Origin of the sequence: Corynebacterium sp. CCUG 71335, from assembly GCF_024454075.1 — a bacterium.
Taxonomy (GTDB): domain Bacteria; phylum Actinomycetota; class Actinomycetes; order Mycobacteriales; family Mycobacteriaceae; genus Corynebacterium; species Corynebacterium genitalium.
Genome location: NZ_JAGPYY010000013.1, coordinates 49,224 through 69,511, shown reverse-complemented (window position 1 = coordinate 69,511; position 20,288 = coordinate 49,224). Strand labels below are relative to the sequence as shown.

The following is a 20,288-nucleotide window of genomic DNA, read 5'->3' as shown; positions in this document are numbered from 1 at the left end:
ATCCGACGATCGTAGGATTGCGCTGGCAGTTGCGAACCTCGCATTTAAGCGCGTTGTTGGCACAGATTACACACCCCCGAAATAAGGTGGCGCCTAAATTTCGGGCTTTCACCAGCCATAGTGGACAATGTCAGCGTGACTGAATCTATTGGTGAACTTCCGCACGGCCGCCCTCCGCAGACTGAATTTGATACGGGGCTGGATTACCCGCGCCTCGGGTCGGTGACGTTCCGCCGAGGCACGCTCACTGAGAATCAGCAAGCGCTTTTCAACGAATGGTGGCCGCGGCTCGGCGTTGTTCTCGAAAACACCGAAGACGAGCAGCACATCAATTACGACGAGTGGTTCGGCCGCGCTGGGCACCCGACGGTGGTGGAGATTGGGTCGGGGACGGGGACGTCGACAAGCGCGATGGCGCCGCTGGAAGCCGACACGAACGTGATCGCCGTCGAATTGTATAAGCCGGGGTTGGCGAAGCTGCTGGGGTCGGTGGTGCGCGGCGGGATTGAGAATATACGCATGGTGCGCGGCGATGGCGTGGAGGTGCTGGCGCGGATGATCGCGCCGGAGTCGCTCGACGGCGTGCGCATTTTCTTCCCGGATCCGTGGCCGAAGGCGCGCCACCACAAGCGGCGCATTATTCAGTCGGGGACGCTCAATCTCATTGCCACGCGGCTCAAGCCGGGCGGTGTGCTGCACGTCGCGACCGATCATGCGGACTACGCAGAATGGATTGATGAGCTGGTCAATGTAGAGCCAATGCTCGAATACAAGGGGTGGCCGTGGGAGAATGCACCCATATTGACGAACCGTCAAGTAATTACGAAGTTCGAGGGCAAAGGCCTGGATAAAGAACACGTTATTCGCGAATACCTCTGGGAAAAGAAAAATGAATGACCTCCACAACATGACCCACCCCTACGCGCCCGGCGCAGAGGCGGGTCCGGACAGCCTGCTGCTGGTGTGGGACGCCCCCAACCTGGACATGGGCCTGGGTGCGATTCTGGGCGGGCGGCCCACGTCCTCGCACCGCCCGCGTTTCGACGCAATCGGCCGCTGGCTGGTCCACCAAGCCGAAGATCTTTCTGCCCGCACGGGCCGGCGCATCGAGCCGGAAGCCACCGTGTTCACCAACGTCTCCCCCGGCTCGGCCGACGTGGTCCGCCCGTGGGTCGAGGCGCTGCGCAATGTCGGTTTCGCGGTCTTTGCCAAGCCGAAGGCTGACGACGACTCCGACGTCGACGGCGAAATGATCGAGCACATCGAGCGCCGCCGCGCCGAAGGCGTGCTGCAAGGCGTGGTCGTTGCGTCCGCCGACGGCCAGAACTTCCACGAGCTTCTCGACGAGCTTTCCGCCGACGGCCTGCCCGCCACCGTCCTAGGTTTCCACGAACACGCCAGCTGGGCAGTCACCTCCCCTGCCATCACGTTCGTAGACTTAGAGGACATTCCTGGCGTGTTCCGCGAGCCGTTGCCGCGCGTCAACCTTGACCAGCTGCCGGAGGACGGCGCCTGGCTGCAGCCTTTCCGCCCGCTTTCCGCTCTGCTCAACAAAGGTTAGGAGGCTTCTTGTTCTACACGTGGGGCCGCATCGCCTACCGGCACCGGAGGATCATCCCTGTCGTAGTCATCGCCATCATCCTGCTCATGCAGGTGTTGTGGGGCTCGAAGCTGGGCGACCGCCTATCGCAGGAGGGGTGGGAGGACCCGCACGCGGACTCCACCACCGCGGCTGTGATCGAGGAAGAGACCTTCGGCCGCGATAACGCCGGCGATGTGATCCTGCTGGTCACGGCAGAGCAAGGCGTGGCCTCCCCGGCGGTGTTCGACTCCGCCAAGACGCAGATCGACGCGTTGAAAAACCGACCGGAAGTCGACCACATGGCCAGCTACTTCGACGCGAAGAACCCGCAGCTGGCTAACGCGACCGGCACGAAGGCCTTCGCCGCGATCGGCCTGGCCGGCGACGGCGAGCAAACCCTGAAGGACTACCGCTCGCTCGAGGAACAGCTCGAAGCGATCGAGGTCCCCGGCGCGACCGTCCAAGTCGCCGGCGCCACCGCTGTTGCCGACGCACTAGACCAGGGCATGGCCGACGACATCGCCCGCGCCGAGCGCATCGGCCTGATCTTCGTCGCCGTCATCTTGCTGTTCGTCTTCGGCGGTGTCGTGGCGGCCGGCATGCCGCTGGTGGTGGGCATCCTGTCCATCATCGGCTCGATGTCGATCTTGTCTATTCTGGCGCAGTTCCAACAGGTGAACGTTTTCTCCCAGTCCGTCATCACCCTGCTGGGGTTGGGTCTGGCTATCGACTACGGCCTGTTCATGGTCTCGCGCTTCCGCGAGGAGCTCGACCGGCGCGGCAACACGCCTGCCGATATAGAAGACGCCGTCGCGGAGACAACCACCACCGCCGGCAAGACTGTGTTCTTCTCCGCGCTCATGGTGGGCGTGGCCCTGTCCGGCCTACTCATGTTCCCGCAGGCCTTCCTCAAATCGGTCGCCTACGGCGCGATCTGCGCGGTGGTGCTCGCCGCCGTGATTTCGGTGACGGTGCTGCCGGCGCTGTTCGGGATGCTGGGACGCGGCATCGATAAGTGGTCGGTCCGCCGCGCATCCCGCAAGGCCCGCAGGCTCGAAGACACCATCTGGTACAAGATCCCCGCCTGGGCAATGCGCCACTCTAAGGCTGTCATCGTTGCCGTCACGGGCGGATTACTGCTGCTCACCCTCCCGATCGTGGGCATCACCTTCGGCGGCATCAACGAGAGCTACCTCCCGCCCAGCAACGAGGTCCGTCAGGCCCAGGACGAATTCAACGAGGAGTTCCCCGCCTTCCGCACCGACCCCGTCAAGCTCGTGGTGGCGGGGGCGTCGAACGAGGAGCTTGTCAACGTCGTCATGCAAACCCGCGGTGTGACCGGCCTGGCTTCCCCGCTGGCACCGTCCAAGCCGACGCAGGACGGCACGACGGTCCTGTCGGGCACGTTGGCGGACCGCAACGGCGGCCAAGACGTCGTCGATCAGCTGCGCGACATCGAGGCCCCGGAGGGCGTGGACCTCTACGTCTCCGGCACCCCGGCGATGGAGGTCGAGTCCATCGAGGCGCTGCTGAACCGCCTGCCGTGGATGGCGCTGTACATGGTCGCGGCCACGTTCCTGCTCATGGCGGTGCTGTTCGGCTCGATGATTCTGCCGATCAAGGCCGTGATCATGAACGTCCTGGGCATTGGCGCGACCCTGGGCTTCCTCACCCTCGTCTTCGTCGACGGCGTCGGCTCGGGCTTGCTCGGGTTCACGCCGGGTCCGCTGATGAGCCCCGTGCTCGTCCTCATCATTGCGATCCTGTACGGGTTGTCCACCGACTACGAAGTGTTCTTGGTGTCGCGGATGGTGGAGGCGCGGCACAAGGGGGCGTCGACAAGCGATGCCGTGAAATATGGAACCGCGCACACGGGCTCCATCATTACCGCCGCGGCGCTGATCATGATTGTTGTGGCTGCGGCGTTCGCGCTGAGCGAGATCGTGATGATGAAGTACATCTCCTACGGCATGATCATTTCGCTGGCGCTCGACGCGACGCTGATCCGCTTGCTGCTTGTGCCTGCGGTGATGCACGAGCTGCGCGAGGACAACTGGTGGGCGCCGCGCTGGGTGAAGAAGGTCTACGAGTCCTTCGGCGAGGGTTCAGATCCCACCCCGACCGCGCACACGCACCCGTACACGGGCGACATTCCCGTTAGCGGAACCGTCGCCGCGAACCGTCACGTGCGCTCCGGTGTCACCGTCGACCAGGACGCGGACCTCATCCCCTTCGACGAGCTGATGCGGCGGTTGAATGGATAAGCGGTGGATCGGGTGGATTGCGCCAGTCGTTGTGCTGGCGGTCCTTCTGTTCGCCTTCCGCAACGAGCTGGACTTCCTCGGTGACGCGTTCACCGCGCTGCGCCACGCCAATCCCGCCCCCATCTTTGCGGCGGTGGTCACCTCGTTGCTCGCGATCGTGGCCATGGCCGCCGTCATGCGCATTTTGCTTATCGACGATGGCGTCCGCTCCACCCTCCCCAACTGCACCGCCATCACCCTGGCCAGCAACGCCTGGTCCACCTCTATTCCCGGCGGGCCCGCACTGTCCGCATGGCTGACCTACCGGGTGCATAGGTCCTGGGGAGCTTCGACCGGACGGTGCGGATGGTTCTTCGTCATCTCCGGGGCACTGTCCACCGTGTGGATGGTGGTCATCGGCATCGCCGCCGTGATCTTCCTCGGCGCGCGATTGTCGGTGTGGGCGCTTGTCGGCTCGCTCGTGGTGGCGCTGGTGGCCATTGGTCTGGTGTTCTGGGCGGCGTTCAACCCGGGTGTGCTGACCCGGTGGGCGCGGGTCCTTCCGCCGGCTGTTGAATTGCGGGTTCTGACCGTGATCAACCAGCTCTCCGCGATCCGCATGACGGTGCCCGAGTTTGTCGCCGCCGCGACGTTCTCTCTGCTCAACCAGCTTTTCGACGTAGCCACCCTCTACTTCTCCGTCTGGGCCGTCACCGCCGCCAGCGGTTTGTCCGCCCCCGGTTTCACCGCCGGCCCGGGTGAGACCACGATCCAGGGCGTCGCGCTGGCGTTCATCATGACCAAGCTCGCCGGTGCCGCCCAGATCACCCCCGGCGGCGTGGGCACTGTCGAACCTGTCGCCACAGCCTCCCTGGTGGCCTCCGGATTGACCCTCGTCCACGCCACCGCCGCGACGCTGGTCTACCGGATCATCTCTTTCGCCTTCATCACGCTTATCGGCTGGGTAATCTACCTGCTGGTCTACGCCGGAAAAGGCTTCATGCTCGGCAGGCCGCAGGCGAACGGGCCCGATTGAGGCGTCGCGGTACTCCCGCTCCCGTCGTGAGCACCCTGTGGTTCCCTAGCCCCTCGTGCTTGCTGCGCACGACGTAAGGAAGGGGTCTACAGTGGCAACTATGAGTGCTACTCCGGGCTTGCTCAATCTAGCGGGGGTAATCACAAATGCCGCCGCAAACACAGCGACGAGAATTGCCGGCGCCCCACGCATGGACGGACGGCGCATTCAGCCGGTGGGGTGGAATGCGCATCAAGGAAGCGTCGATACGCTCACGAGCAGCTTCGTTGCCGTGCCCGGCGGGCAGCGTGTGCGCTTAGCCAAGCGCACGTCGAATCTCTTCCGTTCGCGCGCTGGCGGCGGGACCGGTCTCGATGTCAGCGGCCTCGGGGGTGTCATCGAGGTTGACCCCGTCGCAAAAACTGCCGATGTGCAAGGAATGTGCACCTACGAGGACCTCGTCGACGCAACACTGCCGTTCGGGCTGGCACCGCTTGTCGTGCCGCAGTTGAAGACCATTACCCTCGGGGGCGCGGTGTCTGGAATGGGCGTGGAATCAACTAGTTTCCGCAACGGTCTGCCGCACGAGTCCGTCCTGGAAATGGACGTCATCATCGGGACCGGAGAGATCCTCACGTGCTCGCGCGAACGCAACGTCGAATTGTTCCGTGCCTTCCCGAATTCCTACGGGTCTCTCGGTTACGCCGTGCGGCTGAAGATCGAACTGGAGGAGGTTGCCCCGTTCATTGAGCTAAAGCATGTTCGCTACAGCGACCTAGACACGTTCCAGGCGGCGCTGGCGCAGCTGGCCACGTCGGGGGAGTGGGGAGGCCGCGACCTGCACGGTCTCGATGCCGTTGCTTTCTCCCCCGAAGAGCAGTACCTGGTACTGGCGTTTCAGGTTGACACCGCTGCCGGCACCTCCGATTACACCCGGCAAGGGATCTACTACCGCTCGATCCAACACCCGGAAGGCACGAAACACGACTACCTGACCATCCGCGATTACATCTGGCGTTGGGACACCGACTGGTTCTGGTGCTCCCGAGCATTCGGTGCCCAACATCCGCAGGTACGCGCGGTGTGGCCGCGGGAGCTACGGCGCAGCTCCTTCTACTGGAAACTGGTGGGCGCGGACAAGAAATACGACCTCGAATACCGGTTCCTGAAGAAGCCGAAAGGTCTGCCCCGCACTGAACGAGTAGTCCAAGACATCGAGGTCACAGATGACCACGTCGCCGAGTTCCTCTCCTGGTTCTTCAGCGCCAGCGATATCGAACCGGTGTGGCTATGCCCGATCCGCCTCCGCGCAGGCGTGGAGGAACTCTCCGGGGTCGGATTCAGCGAATCCGAACCGTGGCCGCTGTACCCGCTCAAACCGGGAACCACATGGGTCAACGTCGGGTTCTGGTCAGGCGTGCCCGCCGACCACGTGTCTGACAAACAGGAACCGGGTGCCTTTAACAAGATCATTGAAGCGAAAGTCACAGAGCTGGGCGGGCACAAATCACTGTATTCGGAGGCGTTCTACAGCCGCTCCCAGTTCAAGAACCTCTATGGCGGTGATCTGCCGGAGCAGATGAAGCAGCGCTACGACCCAGAGCTGAGGTTCCCGGGCCTGTACGAAAAGACAATTGACAACGCATAGGAGGACACCATGATCACTGACAATCTGCACAGCTCTTTCACCCCCATGACCGTCGCAGAGATCGTGGACACCCTCTTCCCCACCGGCAACCCCTTCCGCTGGGAAGCTTTCGACGGATCGGCCACCGGCCCCGAAAACGCCGATCACACTGTGTGCGTGAGCAGCCCCGAGGGGTTGTCCTATATTGCCACCGCCCCGGGCGACTTAGGTCTAGCACGGGCGTGGGTGACCGGTGGACTCACCGTCGAAGGCGAGCACCTCGCGCACCCCTACGGCATTTTCGATGACCTGCGCACCCTGTACGACACTTTCGAGCGCCCCGATGTCGCCACCGGCCTGCGCATCGCACGCTCGCTGCGCTCCATGGGTGCGATTCAGATTCAGCCAATCCCCGAAGCTGAGCAGGCGTCATGGCTCGAGCGCCGCGTGCGCCAAGGGTTATCCCGCCACTCGAAAGAACGCGACGCGGATGTTATCTCCTCCCACTACGACGTCGGCAACGAGTTCTACGAACTCTTCCTCGGCGATTCCATGGCCTACACTTGCGCCTACTATCCGACGCCTGATGCGAGCCTGGATGATGCGCAGGAGAACAAATTCCGCCTCGTGTTTGAAAAACTGCACCTCTCACCGGGCGACCGCCACCTCGACATCGGCTGCGGCTGGGGTAGCATGGTGCGCTATGCTGCCCGCCGCGGCGTGAAATCACTCGGAGTAACCCTGTCCAAAGAACAGGCCGAGTGGGCACAGGCCACGATTGAGGAGGAGGGCCTCGCCGACCTCGCGGAGGTCCGCTACCTCGACTACCGCGACGTCGACGAGACCGATTTCGACGCGATCTCATCGATCGGCCTGCTCGAGCACATCGGCGTGGACAATTACCCCTCCTACTTCGAGTTCCTTTCAGGCAAGCTTCGAGACGGTGGCGTCCTAGTCAACCACTGCATCACCTACCCCGACAACCACAAGACAAAGAGCGGCGAGTTCATGGACCGCTACATCTTCCCCGACGGTGAGCTCACTGGCTCCGGCACCGTGGTCAAGAACATGCAGGATCACGGATTCGAGGTCTTCCACGAAGAGAACATCCGCCTCGACTACATGCGCACCCTCCGCGATTGGTGCGAGAACCTCAAGGCCAACTGGGATCAGGCCGTCGAGCTCGTCGGGGAAAACACCGCCAAACTCTGGGGAATGTACATGGCCGGTTCTGAATGGGGCTTCGAACATGATGTCGTCGAGCTGCACCAAATCGTGGGCATCAAACTAGCCCACGACGGCTCACGCGCCGGCACACCCGAACGCCGCTGGTGGAACGACTCCGTCTTTTAACCCGCCCGCCGCATCAGGCAAGCAGCCTAGCTCCCCCCACATGTTTCGAACCGTTTGCATCGAGCAACACTGTTCAGGCCCATATTTGCCAGGCACGCAAACCGAATGCATGCTTTCAGGGGGCTAGAGTCGAGAACATGAAGATCACTAAGCCGACCGCCGTCGCCCTGGATTTCCTCGCTATCGCCATCTTCGCTCTGCTCGCCCGGTTGGCCCACCAGTCAGACGACATGCCGTTCAACTTTGCCGGCTGGGCCTCCACTGTGTGGCCTTTCGCTATCGGAGTCGCCCTAGGCTGGGTCATCGTGGAGTTTGGCCTGCGCACAACCGAACCGTCCGCAGACACTGGGACTACCAAAGCCACCGGCCACGGCCCTTTGATCTGGTTGGTCACCGTCGTCACCGGACTGGCTATCTGGGGTATCCGGAACCAGGCACTGCCGCACTGGTCTTTCGTCATCGTGGCGTGCGTGATGTCGGCGCTACTGATGTTGGGGTGGCGCGGCATCTCTGGCGTGCTCGCCCGATAGTAAGAGCGAACTAGTCGGCGACCTACGGAGAGTCACCGACTTTTCTTTTACATCCAATCTGCCTCGGATCTGACGCTGAATCGAGGCACAACAACGGCCCACGAACCCTATCCGTCATCCCCCCAGTGACCTCACCGCTTTCGACAAAGGGAAACCCCGCCGGTCAACGCCTTGCTGCGAACCGACGGGGATATGGGAAACAGGCGGGGATTTACAACCCGATGTCGAACTTGCCCTGCTGGACGTTCCGGACAATCCAGTTCAAGTAGTTGGCAATTTCAGCGACGATGTCGATTGCGCTGCTCAGCATGGAAAACCTCCTGAAAGAGTTTGGGTAAAAGCATTACTCAGTCAGTATCTCCCGCCGTGACCAAAACGTTACACGTTCGGTGAAAAAGGGAAGAAGACGCAGATCAACTGCTTAAAGCGGCCGAATCGCGTGCTTCTTAGGCAGGTCGTTTTCGTACTTGGTGGACAGCTGGCGCAGGGCGCGGCGCAACGTTAGGCGGGTCTCGGACGGCTGGATCATCGCGTCGAGGTAACCGCGCTCGGTCGCGACGTACGGGGAGGTCATGCTCTCCTCGTAGAAGTCCATGAAGACCTTCTTCATGTAAGCACGCTGGTTCTCGTCGTCAATCGCGGCGAGCTGCTTGCCTTGAATCATCACGGCCGCAGCGGCCGAGCCCATGACGGCGATCTGCGCGGTCGGCCACGCGAAGTTCAAGTCACCCGTGAGGTTCTTCGACCCCATCACGGCATAGGCACCGCCGTAGGCCTTGCGGACGATCAGGGAGATCTTCGGCACGGTGGCCTCCACAACGGAGAACGCGAGCTTCGCGCCACGGTGGATCAAACCGACCTTCTCCTGATCCACACCGGGCAGGTAGCCAGGAGTGTCCACGACGAAGACCAGCGGGATGTTGTAAGCGTCGCAGGTCTGGATGAACCGAGCACCCTTGTCAGCGGCATCGGCATCAATGCAGCCGGCGAAGTGCATCGGGTTGTTGGCTACGAAGCCGACAGGCCTGCCGTCGATACGCCCAATGGCGCAGATCAAGTTGGGGGCGTAGTTCTCTTGGATCTCCAGGATCTCTTCGTCGTCACCAAGCTGGACCAGCAGGTCCATCATGTCGTAGCCGGCGTTGGTGTCGTCGGGCATGAAGTCGTCGAGTGCGGAGTCGTCAAGGTCCTCGTCCGCTGGGGCCCAGACAACGGGCGGCTCGTCGAACGTGCTTGTCGGCAGGTGGCCAAGCAAGTCGCGGACGAACTCGAAAGCCTCATCCTCGCTGGTCACCGTCACGGTGACGTTACCGTTCTGCTCCTGCTGGACGGCGCCGCCGAGCTCGGCAGACGAAATCGCCTCGCCCGTGACCTCCTTGATCACAGCCGGGCCGGTGACGTACATCTCGGCCTGGCCCTCAACGGCGACAATGAAGTCCGTGGTCACCGGCGCATAGACAGCACCGCCGGCGGACTTACCCAGCATGATGGAGATCTGCGGCGAACGGCCCGACAGCGGCAACTGGCGCCGCGCGATCTCGGAGTACATCGCCAGCGACGTCACCGCGTCCTGAATGCGCGCTCCGCCGGAGTCCTGAATGCCGATGACCGGGCAACCGATCTTGATGGCGAACTCCATGACGTCGACAACCTTGCGGCCGAACGTCACGCCGACCGACCCGCCGTAGACAGTCTTGTCGTGGGCGTAAATGGCCACCGGTCGGCCGTCGATCCGTCCGTACCCCGTCACAACTCCGTCAGAATAGACCGCGTCCTTATCGCCGGGAGTGCGGGCCAGCGCGCCGGTTTCCACGAAGGATCCCTCGTCGAGAAGCGCCTGGATGCGCTGGCGCGGGGTGGTTTGGCCAGCGTCATCACGCTTCTTGCGCGCACGCTCGGAGCCGGGGTCCTGCGCACGCTCGAGACGTTCGCGCAGTTCAGCGAGTTTTTCAGCGGTTGTCATCTATCCACTCCTGCATATGCTTGCCGACGATCCCCACCGCCGGCTCATCCACCACCGCCAAGTGATCACCCGGCAGCTGAACGATGGTCAAGTCGTCCACGATAGCGGCCCAGCCACCATCCGGATCAATCTCCGCGTAGGCCGGCTCCAGCATGATCGCGCCCTCATGCATGCCCTCAGAACGGAACAGCAGGACGGGAACGTCGACATCCTTCCAGCGCTGCATGTCCACCTTCGCAAGAATCTGGTTGTCCACGAAGGAGGCACGCTGATGCTCAAGCACACCCGCCGCCAGGCCGTGCTGGGAAGCATCAGTCGTGGCCAGGAACTCGCCGAGCATGTTCAGCAGCGCATCCTCACCAGCGGTGTCGAGCAGCTCGTACGGCACCTCGAAGTCGAGCCCGTAGGTGTCCTTCGCGAACTCCGCGTAGCGGTCCCAGCGGGCACGCACATTCTCCGGCGTGTCCGGCGTCGGGTTCGACGGCTGGGTGGTGTCCAACAGGGAGATGAACTTTACCTGCACGTCCGCTTCGCCGCGTCGTTTCAGCTCGTCGAGCTGAAACGCGATCTCGTACGCCAGCGCGCCACCGAAGGACCAGCCACTGAGCACAATCGGCAGGCCCGCAGACAGCTCACGAATATCGTTGATGTAGGCGGCGGCGCGCTCCTCGAGCGAGCCTTCGAGTCGTTCCAGCCCGTAGACCGGCACGTTGTCCGCTAAACGACGCGTCAACGGCTGGTACACCGCATTCGACCCACCAGCCGGGTGGAAGACGAAGACGGAGGGGGTAGTGTCGTCGGTACGCTCGCGCAACACGCGGACGTTGCCCTCGACGGGGGTCTCCAAGCCCTCGCGGACGATATTGGCCAACGGCTCGAGAGTCTCAGCTTCCTTGACCTGCTCGGCGGTGACCTCGATGCCGGAACGATCACTCAGGTGAGTGGCGATATCTGCCGCCTGCTCGTCCGTGATCGGATCCAACTCACTGGTCACACCCGCGGCAGCCGCGCCGGCGTACTTGGCCCACGCGCCGAAGACCATGCGCTCGGACGCGTCACGCGGGGCAACGCCAACGCCCTTCGCCTTCGCGGCGGCCTGGCTCGGATCGCGGTTCGGATCATTCTCCGCCATCGGCTGGGGCTCTTCGGGGCGGCCTTCGACCGCGTCTTCGACCATCGTGATCACGTCGGCAACGGAGGCGTCGCGAAGCGCCTGGAGCTGCAGCGGCGGGATCTGAAAGTCATTCTCCACGCGGTTCTTGATGCGCATGCCCATCAGCGAGTCAAGGCCCAGATCAATGAGCGGGAGCTCGACCGGGAGATCGTCGACGTCATAACCCATGGACTCGGAGACGATAGAGCGCAAGCGCTGCTCAACGGTCTCGGTGGCCGGGTCCCAACGGACGGCGTCGATCTCGGAATCGGCCTTGGCGCCAGCGATCATCTTCTCGCGAGCGGCGGCCATCTCGGGGGCCTCCGGGGCGTTGGTCACGCCCGGCAGGCTCGTCTCCGCGAGGTTGAGCGTGGACGCGAATCCTTCCGCGACCAGCACTGCCCCGTTGTAGACATGCACGGTGAGACCACCGAGAGAACGGCGGACCATTGTGGTCAGCTCGCCCGAAGCCGGCAGCGGCGCACGCTCCTCAGCAGCAACGACGCGGGCATCCGGGTCCACGTCAGCCGCGGCGAGCTCCACCAACTGGATAGAGGAGAAGATCTGGTCGGCTGGGGTGGCGTAGGCGTAAGTGGCGTCGGGAAGCGACACGCGCGCACCCAGCGGACCGGAACCGGAACTGGACGGCCGTGCGTCAGTCCACAGCTCGTTGCGGTGGAACGGGGTGTGCGGCACCTCTGCGCGTGGACCGTCGCCCGCAAGCGCCGCGAAATCGACCGGCATGCCGTTCACGTAGAGCTTCGCGGCGAGGTCCAGCAGCGTCGCGACCTCATTCTCCTTGCGCTTGAGGGAGAACAGCAGCTGCGCGTCGGGCTTGCCCACGGAGAACGCCGTGTTCATCATGCCCATGATCGCCACCGGGTTCGGGGAAATCTCCACCAGCGTCGTGTGGCCGGCGGCGAATGCGGCCTCGGTGGCGTCCTGGAACATGACCGGCTGGCGCGTCATGCGGACCCAGTAGTCGACGTCATGAATCGTCTCGCCCGCGTGGTGCGTGCCATCGACGGAGCCGAAGTGCGTGATGCGCAGCGGACGCGGCTGGGTGCCGGCGATCTCCGCGGCGAGCTCACCCAGGATCGGGTCGAGCATGCTCGTGTGGCCCGCACCGCGCACCTGCAGCTTGCGGGCGAACTTCGACTCTTCCTCCAGCGCTGCGACCAGGTAGTCGACGGCCTTTCCGGGGCCACCGACCGTCGTCATGCCCGGCCCTGCGTACACAGCCGGCTCCACGCCCTGAGCTTCCGGGTGCTTATCGACGAATTCCGTCAACTGCTCCCGGCTCAACTCCACCACCGCCATGGCACCCTCACCGTCCGTGCCGGCAACCTGCTGCTCGCCTTCACCCATGAGGCGGGCGCGGGCGCAGGCAATGACGATGGCGTCCTCGGCGGACAGACCGCCAGCGGCGTATGCCGCGGCCATCTCACCCATGGACATGCCCATCGTGGCGGCCGGGGTGATGCCGTAGCTGGCTAGCAGATCCGTCAGCGCGATCTGGATGGCGGTGATGGTGACCTGGCCGGTCTCTGTGTCATAGGTCTGCTCATCGTCCATGATGAGGTCCACCATGGACCAGCCGGATTCAAAGCCGACGACCTTGTCCAGCTCCTCGATGCGCTGGCGGAAGAAGACCGAGTGCTCCATAAGCGGCTTAGCCATCTTGCGGTGCTGCGAACCGAAACCGGAGTACACGAACACGGGGCCGCTAGTCTGCGGGGCATCCGCAGAGGCAATGCCCGGCGCGTTCTTGCCTTCAGCGACAGCACCTAGCCGCTTGACTGCTTCCTCGACGGAGCTCGCTGTCACCACTGCGCGGGAGCGGCCGTGGTTGCGCCCACCCAGCGTGCGCTGAACAGCGCGCAGATCCGTTTTCGAACTCAGCGTCTCGGCGATCGTCGCAGCCATGTCGCGGCGGCGCGACGGCAATAACCCGGAGACAGGGAGCAGGACCAGGTTGGGATTCTCCGGGTCGACCAAGCCGCCCTCGGCCGGGGCCTCGGAAGAGTCTGCCGACGTCGGGTAGTCAGCCGGGTCGAAGTCCGTGACCACGACGTGCGCGTTCGTACCGCCGAAGCCGAAGCCGGACACACCGGCAACGCGGCGGCCGGAATACTGCGGCCACTCGCGGGGGTCCTCAACGACCTCGATGCGCGTGGCGTCGAAGTCGATGTACTGGTTGCCCTCGGTGAAGTTTGCGCTCGGCGGAACAGTGTCATGGGTGAGGGCCTCGAGCACCTTGATCATCGCCACCACACCGGCGGCGGATTCAGTGTGGCCGATGCTGGACTTGGCGGAGCCAAGCAGAATCGGCTCCGCGAGCGGGCGGTTCGCGCCCAGCACCTCGCCCAGAGCGGACGCCTCGATCGGGTCGCCGAGCGCCGTACCCGTGCCGTGGGCTTCAACAAGGTCGACGGTGCCCGGATCGACACCAGCGTCGGTATACGCGCGCAACAGTACGTCCACCTGCGCCTCCGGGTTAGGGGCTGTCAGGCCGTTGGAGTGGCCGTCCGAGTTGGTGGCGGAGCCCTTGATCACGGCGAGGATCTCATCACCGTCGGCGATCGCGTCCTCGACGCGCTTGAGCACGATGAAGCCGGCTGCCTCAGCGCGGACGAAACCATCGGCGTCGTCGGAGAACGCGGCGATGCGGCCGGACGGGCTGATCACGCCGAGCTCAGCGAACGCGGTGGAGATGAACGGGGAGGCGAGAATGTTCACGCCGCCGGCCAGGGCGAGGTTCGTGTCCCCGTCGCGCAGCGCGCGCACAGCGTGGTGCACTGCCACAAGTGACGATGAGCAAGCCGTGTCCACATTCATGGACGGGCCGCGGAAATCGAACGCGTAGGAAATGCGGTTCGGGATGATGGAGCTGGCCGTGCCGGTGAGCGCGTACGGGTGCGCTGCTGCTGGGTCAGAAGACACGAGCATGCCGTAGTCGTTTGATGACGAGCCGACAAAGACACCGACGGGCGTACCGCGCAGCTCATTGGCTGGCTGGTGAGCATCCTCGAGAGCCTCCCACGCCAGCTCCAGCATGATGCGCTGCTGCGGATCCATGTTGGTCGCCTCCAGCGGCGACAGCCCGAAGAACTCGTTGTCGAAGCTGCGGATGTCATCCAGGTAGCCGCCCTGGACGTTCTGTTCGCGCATCTTCGCGCTCATCACCGGGTCCGCGGAGTACTCAGACCAGCGGCCTGCCGGCAGGTCGCCGGTCACGCACTGGCCCGCAACCAACAGGTCCCAAAACTTATCCACGTCCGCCGCACCGGGGAACCGCCCCGCGCGGCCGATGATGGCGACATCTCCAGAACCGGTCCCGGCACGGCGGGTGACCGGCGCGGATGTCGTCGACAAGCGTGCTTTCGGCGCGAGCAAACCTCGCGCCAACGCTTCCACCGTCGGGTACTGGTACGCGATGGTGGGGTCGAGCTTGGTGTCCAGGAGCCGCTCGAGCTCGCCGGAGAGGATGACCGCGTCGCGCGAGGACAACCCCAGGTTCTCCAGGGGCAGGGTCGGGTCGACGTCCTCAGTTCCCGTCGCTGAAGCAATCCACTGCTGCAGCCACGCTACGAGTTCACTCTCCGTCATGGGCACCTTTCTGTTGTCGGACACGTCTACTTATCGTCGGCCGCGATGAATTTGTTGCGGTTAACCTGTCGCGCAATCTTTCCAGAGCTAGACCGGGTGATGTCATTCGGTGCGTAGAAGCGGATGACCTCGGGGCTAATGCCGTGGGTGTGGGAGATCGCGCCGCGGATCGCGTCCTCGGCAATCGGGTCGGCAGCAGCGTCGGCGCCCTCGGCACGCTCGACGAGCACGACGAGCTTTTCGACGTCCTCACCCGGCACCGCGAACGCCGCCACCGAATCCGCACGGACGTGGTCGGAAGCTTCCATGGCGGTCGCCTCGATGTCCTGCGGGTAGTGGTTGCGGCCGGCGATGACGATGAGGTCCTTCACGCGGCCGGTGATGTAGAGGTGGCCCTTGTAGAAAGTAACCAGGTCACCGGTGGCCAGCCAGCCCTCGGACGGAGCGTCCTCGGCGACGGTGGAGCCTTCTGCCAGACGTTCGCCGAGAGTGTTGCCGAAGGTTTGCTGGGTTTCTCCCTCGCGGCCTTCGTAGCCCACGGCCACGTTGTCGCCGTGGATCCACAGCTCGCCGACGGTGCCCTCTGGCACCTCATTACGGGTCGACGGGTCCACGACCGCGTAGTGCATGTCCGGCACCGGCTGGCCGTTGGAGGCGAACGGAATGCCGTTCTCGGCCTCGACGGCGGTGCCTTCACCGATCTTCTCACGATCGAAGAGCACGAAGTGCGGGCGCTCCTCCGTCTGCGGGGTGGAGACGATGAGTGTCGCCTCTGCCAGACCGTAGGACGGGCGCAGAACCTTCGGGTCCAGGTTGGACGGCGTGAACGCCTCGACGAATGTCTCCACGGCCGCCTTGGTCACGGGCTCAGAGCCGACGATGATGCCGTCGACATTGGAGAAGTCGTAGTCGCCCGGGTTCTCCGGCGCTGCGTAGCGGGCGGCCAGGTCGAGGGCGAAGTTCGGCACGACGGTGTAGGTGAACTGCTCCTCATCGCCCTCACGGTAGGTGAGCTGATCAGTCCACCGCTTCGGTTGCTGAATGAAGTCTTTCGGGCCCATGAGCTCGAACTCGATGCCCATGATTGCCACGAAGATGGTGAGGATGATGCCCATGTCGTGGTGCAGCGGAAGCCACGTCGACAAGCGCAGCGGCATCTTCAGCTCCACTGCGTCATAGATCTGCAGGACGTTGGTGAGGATCGCGCGGTTGGTCAGCACCACACCGGCCGGCAGACGCGTCGAACCGGAGGTGTACTGGAGGAACGCGACCTGGTCGACGGGGTCGATGCCCTCGGGTTCGTCCGGGGTGACCCAGGACTCGGCCAGGGAATCCGGCAGAGAGTCCACCACCATGATGCGGGGGCGCTGCGGCTTCGGGGTCTCCGCGAAGAACTCGCGCACGGCCTTCGCGCCGAGGTTGTTGGTCAGCACGGTCTTCGCGCCGCAATCCGCCAGCACAGCGGTGAGCTGCTCGCCGTGGCCCGGCTCATTCGGGTCATACAGCGGCACCGGCACCTGGCCGGCGTAGACGGCACCCATGAAACCGAAGAGGTACTCCGGCGAGTTGTTCGCCATGATGGCCACACGGTCACCGGGCTGGCCGGTCTGCTGCAAGCGCGCACCGACAGCCTTGATGCGGGTGATCACATCCTCACGGGTGTAATCGACGGCCACACCTTCGCGGTCTTCCGAGTAGTCCCAGTAGCGCAGCTGGTGCAGGTCGCCCGTGCCCATTTCTGCGCTGCCTTGGTAGAGCATCTCGCACAACTGGAACAGGGACAGTTCCGGCGGCAGGTCGATCTTGTCGTCGTCGTAGAACTGGTAGAGCAGTTGCTCGAGGTCCATGGCTCTCCTTACATATTGTCAATACTCTCGCGAATCCACTCTACGGTCCATTGACTGGTCGTGGTGCCGGGAATCACATCGGGATTGGACGCATACATCGCGTGCACGCCGTTAGCTTCGGCGAGTTCGCGGGCGCGTCCCAGCGCATCGCCCACATTCGGCGGGGCGTCGCAGATCGAGTCATCCGGCGCGCAAATCTCAATCGCCCGGTCATTAACGGCGCCGAAACCGCCATCGCGCACCCCACGCATCGTCGCGCCCGGCACGACTGCCTGGACCACGGAGTTGAGCGGGTGCAGCGCGATCTCCGCGCCGATGCCGTTCAGCGGTACGCCGGGGTTGATGCCCACCGCGTTTTCGCGGCGGCCGTCGGCAATCATCACCGCGCCGCGCAACCGCTCCGGCGGGATGACGCCGCGGTGGTTGCCGATGTCGCTGGCAATATCGCCGACAATCACCGCGCCCTGGGAGAACCCGGCGAGAATGAACTGCGTCGACGGGCACGTATCCGCCACGAACTTCAGCTCCGCATTGAGCCGCTCGGTGCCCTCATTGCGCGAGTCGTCGTAGCTCATCTCCTTGCGCGACTGGATCGACTTGAACTGCGCGGTGTACGGCAGCGTCCACACACGCACGTGGTTGATGTCGTATTGTTCCTGCAGCGGCTTCGAGATCGAGAGCATGAAGCTCATCGGGTTCGCCGTCGGGTTGAACGGGTCATCGCTTTTCGACGACTCCCACGTCCCCGGTGCCGAAATCACCTCCACCGCAGGACACCAACCAGGCTCCTCGGCCGACGGCGGCGCGGGATCCTTACCCGGTTCAAGGGGGCCCTCACCGGGTCCAAACCATTGCGCAGCCCCCACCGCAATGACGGCGAGGACTGCGATGACGGCAATCACCGTCAATACGTTGCGTGCTTTCATTAGCTGCAAATGTGGTCGTTGGCGGAGGCGTCGATAAGCTCTGCGACCTTATCGGCGTCGAGCTTCGCCTGTTCCTGCTCGACCAGCTGACCTGCGACAGCGTCACGCGTGATCATGCTGCCGTCGCAGATGGTGCGAGCAGTGGAGACGAGCTGTTCTTCATTGCCGTCGACATTGACGCCGCCTTCGCGCAGCGCCTCGAGGTACGCCTCCTCCTCGGCCGGGCGCATCGGCTCGTCCGCGGGCGCCTCGACCTCGCTGGCCGCACCCTCATTGCCCAGTGCCGGATCAGCTTCGTCCGACTTTTCCGAGGTGGAGGTCTCGGTCTGCGTCTCTGTGGTTGCTTCCGTTGCGGTTGTGGACGGTGCCGACTGAGTCGCAGTGACGTCGTCGCTGTCCACTGTCGTGCCGCCGCACGCAGCGAGCGTGAGCCCTGCCGCAGCGAGGACAGCCGGTAGGAGTTTCTTCATGGTTTACTTCCGTTCGCGCACCTTGCCGAAGACCTGCTCGACCGTGCCATTCTCAAAGGTGATGGTCAGTCCACCGGTGGGGATCTTCTTCATGTCGGAGGTGGGCCAGCCCAACTCACCCTGCTCCCAGCCCTTCTTGCCCCAGTGGTCGAAGATTTCGCCGTAGTAGATCACGTGGGCGCCGGTCTTCGGGGACCAGTAGATGTTGCCCTTCTCGAATTCCTGGAAGAAGCCGCCGTTGATCTTGCGCTCATTCGACTTCGGGAAGCCCAGGTCGGAGCGGGCAGCACCCATCTCGCCGTACTTCGCGCCGATAGCGCCGAAGACCTGGTAGTGGCCCTTGTTGTCCGGATTGCGGGTCAGGTAGCCCTTCTCGAACTTCTGCACGTACCCGCCGCCGACAGCCTGTGCCTCCTCGACCGGGTAGCCGAGGTGGCCGCGCTCGTAGCCGGACTTGCCCCACTCGGCGAACATGTCGCCCGGGATCGCCTGCGCGCCAGTCTGCGGGGTCCAGTAGATGGAGCCGCGTTCGAAGTGGACGAAGCGGCCCTTGCCGTCCGGCGTCTTCAGCTCGCCAGTCTTCGGGAAGCCGAGCCAACCTGCCGGGCCCGACAGTGCGTTGTACTTAGCCAGGATCGAGCCGAAGAGCACTTGCGCGCCGGTCTCCGGGGACCAGAACGCGGAACCGTTGCGGAACTCCTGAGCCTTGCCCTTGCCGCCGGCGACGTCGTATTCGTTGTTCACGCAGGAACCCACCGCTCCGTTCTTCGTCGCTTCAGCGATGGCGCCGACCGCGTTGCACTCCGCGCCGCGGTCGCCCTCAGGGACGTTCAGCGCGTTCGCCATGAACGGCCATGCCTGTGTCATCTCGTACTGCCAGTACTCCCAGGAGTGGACACCGGACGGGCGGTAGCGGGTAATGATCGGCACGTTCGCCTTCTTCGCGTAACGCTCGAAGGTCTGGGTAGACATGCGCGAGATGACCTCCAGGCCCACGCCCGCTGGGACAGCCGGGCCCTTTGCCACCGAGTCCGGCTGGCCGTAGTCATCCTGGCCAGAACCTGCGGAGACGTAGACGGTCTTGCCGCGCAGGTTCTCAATGCCCAGCTTCGGGTCGTGGTCGATCCAGTCCTGGGAACCGATCGGGCCCCACATGGCCTCAGAGTTGTAGCCGCCGGCATCCATCTGCGAGGCCTTGATGGCCGTCGGCATACCGGTCGTGGTGGTGTCCAGGTAACCGGAGAAGGAGCCGACGAAGTTGAACAGGTGCGGGTTACGCTCCGCCAGGTTCATCGCGGCGGTACCGCCCATGGACAGGCCGACGACAGCGCGGGAGCCGTTGGAGCGGAACTCGTTGTCCAACACCGGGACGAGCTCCTTGGTCAGGAACGTCTCCCACTTGTAGTGCTTGCCGTTGTCCGCCTTCTGCCAGTCGGAGTAGAAGGAGGACTCGCCGCCCACCGGCAGGACCACGTTGACGTTCTTGTCGGCGTAGAACTGCTCGATGTTCGTTTCAATGGTCCAGCCGGACTCATCCTCGCGTGCACGCAGGCCATCGAGTGCCCACACCTCCGGGAACTTCGCCTGGGGGTTGGAGTGCCAGTCGCGGGCGAGCAGGATCTGCACCTGAATCGGCTTATCCGGCATCGCGGCGGACTTGATGTACACGGCCACGCGGCGCTGGGTGAGCCACTCGATGCGGTCCACGGACACCCCCTCCGGCAGGCCTTCAACCTGCGGGTTGTTGTCCACCTCAATGGGGGTGCGCGGCGGCGGGTCGGACGGACGGATGCCGTCGGAGATGCCGCGGCCCGACGACATGGCGGACGACAGGTCGGAGCCGTTCTGTGCTTCGGCAGGAACGACGGCGATTCCGGCAGCGATGACGGTTGGTGCAGCGATGGCCGCCAGGAGCTGGCCCTTAGAAAGCTTGCGCATGTGGTTGAACCCTTAAATCTCGGATGACGAAA

At 63.9% G+C, this 20,288-nt stretch carries 13 protein-coding genes; 7 read left to right on the top strand and 6 right to left on the bottom strand.

What is annotated here, in order from left to right:
- The first annotated feature begins 120 nt into the window (after window positions 1-120).
- The 7 genes from trmB to KBX19_RS09705 all read left to right on the top strand — a co-directional run bounded on the left by trmB (window position 121) and on the right by KBX19_RS09705 (window position 8,350).
- Complete coding sequence (trmB, locus tag KBX19_RS09735) at window positions 121-897, top strand: tRNA (guanosine(46)-N7)-methyltransferase TrmB (protein WP_255998681.1); 777 nt, start codon at window positions 121-123, stop codon at window positions 895-897.
- On the top strand, window positions 890-1,561 hold the full coding sequence (locus KBX19_RS09730; protein ID WP_005288123.1) for an NYN domain-containing protein: 672 nt from the start codon (window positions 890-892) through the stop codon (window positions 1,559-1,561). Before trmB ends, KBX19_RS09730 begins: the two co-directional genes overlap by 8 nt.
- Window positions 1,562-1,569: 8 nt before the next feature.
- Window positions 1,570-3,846, top strand: a complete 2,277-nt coding sequence (locus KBX19_RS09725; RefSeq protein WP_255998679.1) for an MMPL family transporter — start codon at window positions 1,570-1,572, stop codon at window positions 3,844-3,846.
- Window positions 3,839-4,861: a YbhN family protein gene (locus tag KBX19_RS09720; protein WP_255998677.1), complete on the top strand. Its 1,023-nt coding sequence runs from the start codon at window positions 3,839-3,841 to the stop codon at window positions 4,859-4,861. The genes KBX19_RS09725 and KBX19_RS09720 overlap by 8 nt, the downstream gene beginning before the upstream one ends.
- 100 nt (window positions 4,862-4,961) lie before the next feature.
- Window positions 4,962-6,488 carry an FAD-binding protein gene (locus KBX19_RS09715; RefSeq protein WP_370687018.1) on the top strand — a complete coding sequence of 509 codons (1,527 nt, stop codon included), beginning with the start codon at window positions 4,962-4,964 and terminating at the stop codon, window positions 6,486-6,488.
- A gap of 9 nt (window positions 6,489-6,497) precedes the next feature.
- A complete protein-coding gene (locus tag KBX19_RS09710; RefSeq protein ID WP_005288113.1) occupies window positions 6,498-7,820 on the top strand; it encodes a cyclopropane-fatty-acyl-phospholipid synthase family protein in 1,323 nt (440 codons plus the stop codon).
- Window positions 7,821-7,957: 137 nt separating this feature from the next.
- Window positions 7,958-8,350, top strand: coding sequence for a DUF3054 domain-containing protein (locus KBX19_RS09705; protein WP_005288110.1), 393 nt, complete (start codon window positions 7,958-7,960; stop codon window positions 8,348-8,350).
- 421 nt (window positions 8,351-8,771) lie between these two features.
- On the opposite strand, the gene KBX19_RS09700 is transcribed toward KBX19_RS09705, so the two are convergent.
- From KBX19_RS09700 to KBX19_RS09675, 6 genes are read right to left on the bottom strand one after another with little or no spacing between them, the layout of a single operon-like run.
- A complete protein-coding gene (locus KBX19_RS09700) occupies window positions 8,772-10,313 on the bottom strand; it encodes an acyl-CoA carboxylase subunit beta (RefSeq protein WP_255998676.1) in 1,542 nt (513 codons plus the stop codon).
- Window positions 10,300-15,075, bottom strand: coding sequence for a polyketide synthase Pks13 (pks13, locus tag KBX19_RS09695; RefSeq protein ID WP_255998704.1), 4,776 nt, complete (start codon window positions 15,073-15,075; stop codon window positions 10,300-10,302). Before pks13 ends, KBX19_RS09700 begins: the two co-directional genes overlap by 14 nt.
- 26 nt (window positions 15,076-15,101) lie before the next feature.
- Complete coding sequence (locus KBX19_RS09690) at window positions 15,102-16,922, bottom strand: FadD32-like long-chain-fatty-acid--AMP ligase (RefSeq protein WP_255998675.1); 1,821 nt, start codon at window positions 16,920-16,922, stop codon at window positions 15,102-15,104.
- A gap of 8 nt (window positions 16,923-16,930) precedes the next feature.
- Complete coding sequence (locus tag KBX19_RS09685) at window positions 16,931-17,848, bottom strand: cutinase family protein (RefSeq protein ID WP_005288096.1); 918 nt, start codon at window positions 17,846-17,848, stop codon at window positions 16,931-16,933.
- Window positions 17,848-18,318: a DUF732 domain-containing protein gene (locus KBX19_RS09680; RefSeq protein ID WP_255998674.1), complete on the bottom strand. Its 471-nt coding sequence runs from the start codon at window positions 18,316-18,318 to the stop codon at window positions 17,848-17,850. Before KBX19_RS09680 ends, KBX19_RS09685 begins: the two co-directional genes overlap by 1 nt.
- Window positions 18,319-18,321: 3 nt before the next feature.
- Window positions 18,322-20,256 (bottom strand): alpha/beta hydrolase-fold protein, encoded by a 1,935-nt coding sequence (locus tag KBX19_RS09675; protein WP_255995092.1) that lies wholly within the window; start codon window positions 20,254-20,256, stop codon window positions 18,322-18,324.
- Between the last annotated feature and the right edge of the window lie 32 nt (window positions 20,257-20,288).